3 protein-coding genes are annotated in these 3688 nt (G+C 42.3%); all 3 read right to left on the bottom strand.

The genetic code is table 11. From position 1 onward, the window contains the following. Positions 1 to 3: 3 nt before the first annotated feature. Positions 4 to 726 carry a hypothetical protein gene (locus tag KDK14_RS04350; RefSeq protein WP_257263794.1) on the bottom strand — a complete coding sequence of 241 codons (723 nt, stop codon included), beginning with the start codon at positions 724 to 726 and terminating at the stop codon, positions 4 to 6. Between the two features lie 175 nt (positions 727 to 901). Further along, positions 902 to 1915: a hypothetical protein gene (locus tag KDK14_RS04345; protein WP_257263793.1), complete on the bottom strand. Its 1014-nt coding sequence runs from the start codon at positions 1913 to 1915 to the stop codon at positions 902 to 904. A gap of 220 nt (positions 1916 to 2135) precedes the next feature. Continuing rightward, positions 2136 to 3329, bottom strand: a complete 1194-nt coding sequence (locus KDK14_RS04340) for an acetyl-CoA C-acetyltransferase (protein WP_373691028.1) — start codon at positions 3327 to 3329, stop codon at positions 2136 to 2138. Positions 3330 to 3688 lie beyond the last annotated feature (359 nt).

Below are 3688 nucleotides of genomic sequence, written 5' to 3'. Positions count from 1 at the left end.
CGTTTAAATTAGCCTTGATTGGAACGATCGTAAGGCCGATTCTATCGCCCTGGATTCTGTGGCACTTACACTGGCATATGAATGGTCATGATTGATACTACTGATTACCCCTTCATCGCTCCCCTCAATAACTTCCATTTCAGCTGGTAACTCTGTGGACATATACCTCATCTTTTTTGCAGTAGATGATTCTGATGTATTTTCACCGGGAGTCAATAGAGGCCATCTATCATATTTAACTGACGATACCTGTTGAACTTTCTGAGAATCGTCCACACCCAGTTGCTTCTCAATTATTTTATTAACATTATCCAAATCACTTAAAAATTCATTACCCCAGTCAGGATCAGATAATGGGTCGTCTATAACAGGTGAAGTTTTACCATCACTGGTTTTATACATATCGTTAGTAGTACTTTTTTGAGATACTGTCGGAGACTCTTTAAAATCCTCCAGTAAACAATCAACAGATATTTTACTATTAATGCCAATACTCATATCTGAGGATGTTAGCCTATATGAGGGTTCACTGTTACTTACAAATGCCCTGGGGTTATTCACAATACGGACAGCATAATTATTCAAGGGTCTATCCGGGTGAAATTGAGTGTGTAATCCCCTATCAACAGTTACTGCTTCTTCACTTGCCCTGGAATCATCTGGAACTGTGAATGCTTCAAAGTTCAAGAGTAATCTCATTAATTCATCAGATACAGGCCCCAACATTGATAACCTCCTTATCATTATGTAATTTTTGATCTTTAATTTAAGATAATAAGCTGATTATTTACGGATAGTTTCAACAAGCTTACTATCAGAATTATTTATATTGGGCTTACTTGTGAATTTGTTCTGAAACACAACAAATAAAATCACTTAAAAATAGTGGATTGCATAAATCTTAATTAGGTTTCTGATTACTGAAGTACATATTACAAATTTTGGAGACTTTTTCCCCATATTCCATTTCTTGAATTTTTTTGTAGAGCCTGGCAATTTTATCAGGAACTGTCTCTTTTCTTCGCAAAGCACCCAGCCTATTTTTTTCAGCCCTTCTCATTTTTGCTGCTTTTTCACAAATTTTTTCATCACTTTCTACTTTAAGAATTTCTTTAAATACTCTAATATGCATAGAGGCAATTTCTTTAAGGCTGTAGGACTTATGGGCAATACGAATACCTTTGGCTCCAGGCTGCATAACTTTGCGTTGTTTAATTTTTTTACCCTTGGAGGCACTGGATTCTTTGGAATTTAAATGAATATTCAAATGGTCATGCCTGACAACTTCGCTAGCCAAAGTGTTAACTTTAATAACCTCCTGCTCAGACGATGAATCCGCAGGATTATTGATTATCTTTTTAGCAGACGAAAAATCTAAGGAGTTGGCTCTATTACCACTATTATCCAGTTCCTGCCTGTCGGCATCATCATATAATTTTGGGGTTCCCAGGTAATGAAACAGACCCAATTGGTTTTGCGTTCTTTCATCTACCTTTTGTAATTCCTCATAAAATTCTTTTTCCCAGTCAAGTTTAACAAGATGATTTGGCATTTCAGAAATTGGAACGCATACTCTGGTTTTGTCCATATCATTCATAGTACTGCTCAAAGGAACTGTTAAATCATTATTTTGATGTACTAATGTATCAAAATTCATGTCAGAACCTGCTGGTATTGGGCTGCGCAGGCATTGACTGTTGTTTCCCAAGAAACTCACTACGTTATTCTCAATACCAGTGGAGTAATCATCCAAAGTTCGATTATTCTGACCGAATGGATTATAGAAATACTCTATGCATCCTTCATCAACACTTGCTGATTTTATTTCTTTGCTTACTCCAGAGTTATCCGAATCCTTGAATACTTCAAAGTCCAACATTATTGAACTAGTTGCATCGAGTACTGGTCCCGGCATTGATTATCTCCTTATCAATTGTTAATAATTTAAGTGGTGGGCTGGTTTTTTCAAGAAGTTCAGCAATACACCAAGGTTTTCTCTCTACAATAGCTGCTATTTTAAACGCTTTTGATTATCGCAATAAACTAATACATATTTACTTATTTGCCAACCTTTGAAATCCTCATAAGTATCTGGCCATTTGGGATCAAATATTTATGGCCACCTTCCTGAAGGCTTATTCACGCTCCACTACCATGGCAATACCCATACCACCGCCAATACATAACGTGGCGAGGCCAAGGCGGACCTCACGTTTATCCATTTCATGGAGGAGTGTTACCAGAATCCGGGCACCGGAAGCACCAATCGGGTGGCCCAGTGCCACTGCACCACCGTTAACGTTGGTTTTCTCCAGATCCAGATTCAAGCCTTTAGCCACAGAAAGCGCTTGTACCGCAAACGCTTCATTTGCCTCAACCAGGTCAATATCTGCTATGGTGAGTCCAGCTCTGGACAATGCTTTCCTGGTGGCTGGCACAGGCCCGTAGCCCATCACTTCGGGGGAAACACCGGCAGAAGCCGATGCCTTGATCGAAGCCATGGGTTTCAACCCCAGGGAGTTGGCTTTACGGCGAGACATCAGCAGCAACATGGCAGCACCATCATTAATGCCGGAAGCATTACCCGCTGTTACCGAGCCTTCCCTGCGAAAAGCAGGCCGCAATTGCGCTAATTGCTCTACCGACGTGACTCTCGGGCCTTCGTCTTTATCCACCAACACTGTTTTCTTTTTATTAACTACCTCAACCGGCACGATTTCCTCAGCAAAACGGTTGCTTTCCCGGGCGGCCAGAGCCCTTTCCTGACTAATGGCTGCATACTCATCCTGCGCTTCACGGCTGATCTGATAACGCTCTGCCAGGTTCTCTGCGGTAATACCCATGTGGTAGTCATTGAAGACATCGGTCAAACCGTCGCTGATCATGGTATCGAGAAGCTGGCCATGCCCCATGCGCAGGCCCCAACGTGCCCCGGGCAGAAGATAAGGTGACTGACTCATGCTTTCCGAGCCACCCGCCAGGGCAACCTCAAGATCACCACAGGCAATGGCCTGAGCGGCAAGAGTAACCGCTTTCAGACCAGAACCACAGACCTTGCTGACGTTATAGGCGGTACTTTCTGTGGGCATGCCAACACCCAAGGCTACCTGACGGGCAATATTCATTCCCTGCCCTGCACCCAGTACATTACCGAGCACCAATTCCTGCACCGCGTCTGCCTTGACCCCGGCTTGCTGCAGAACCCCCTTTGCCGCACAAATAGCCAGCTGAGTGGGGGTAACAGAAGCCAGACCACCATTGAACGTTCCAATAGGCGTACGGGCAGCAGTGACGATCACCACTTCTTCTAACAGGCACTCTGGCATCATTTAATCTCCCCGAATTTATCTACCTTGAACTTTTTCTAAAAATCGCAGTCCAAGAATTGCTAGAGATAAAAAAAATGAATGTAATTACACTTGATAGTCTTGCTAATCAAACACTTCCGTCTAAAAAAGATAGAAAACCACCCCCGTCTGCGGAACACAAAGTAATGGATGAAATCAAAGCTTCAAAGAAAGACAGTATACCCCCATATTTCACTTACAATGCCAATAACCAGTTGATTGAAGTCGATCATGATTCCCCTTATGGTCACGTGAACAGATTATTAAGAGAACTCAAGACCCACAACTGCCTTTCACCACCCCGATTGATATTTTCCTGAAATCTGATGTCAAAGGACTGA

This window comes from Endozoicomonas sp. ONNA2 (assembly GCF_024606365.1).
In the GTDB taxonomy this organism is placed as follows: domain Bacteria; phylum Pseudomonadota; class Gammaproteobacteria; order Pseudomonadales; family Endozoicomonadaceae; genus Endozoicomonas.
Note: the sequence above shows the minus strand (reverse complement) of the source record. Positions and strands in the feature narration are given on the sequence as shown.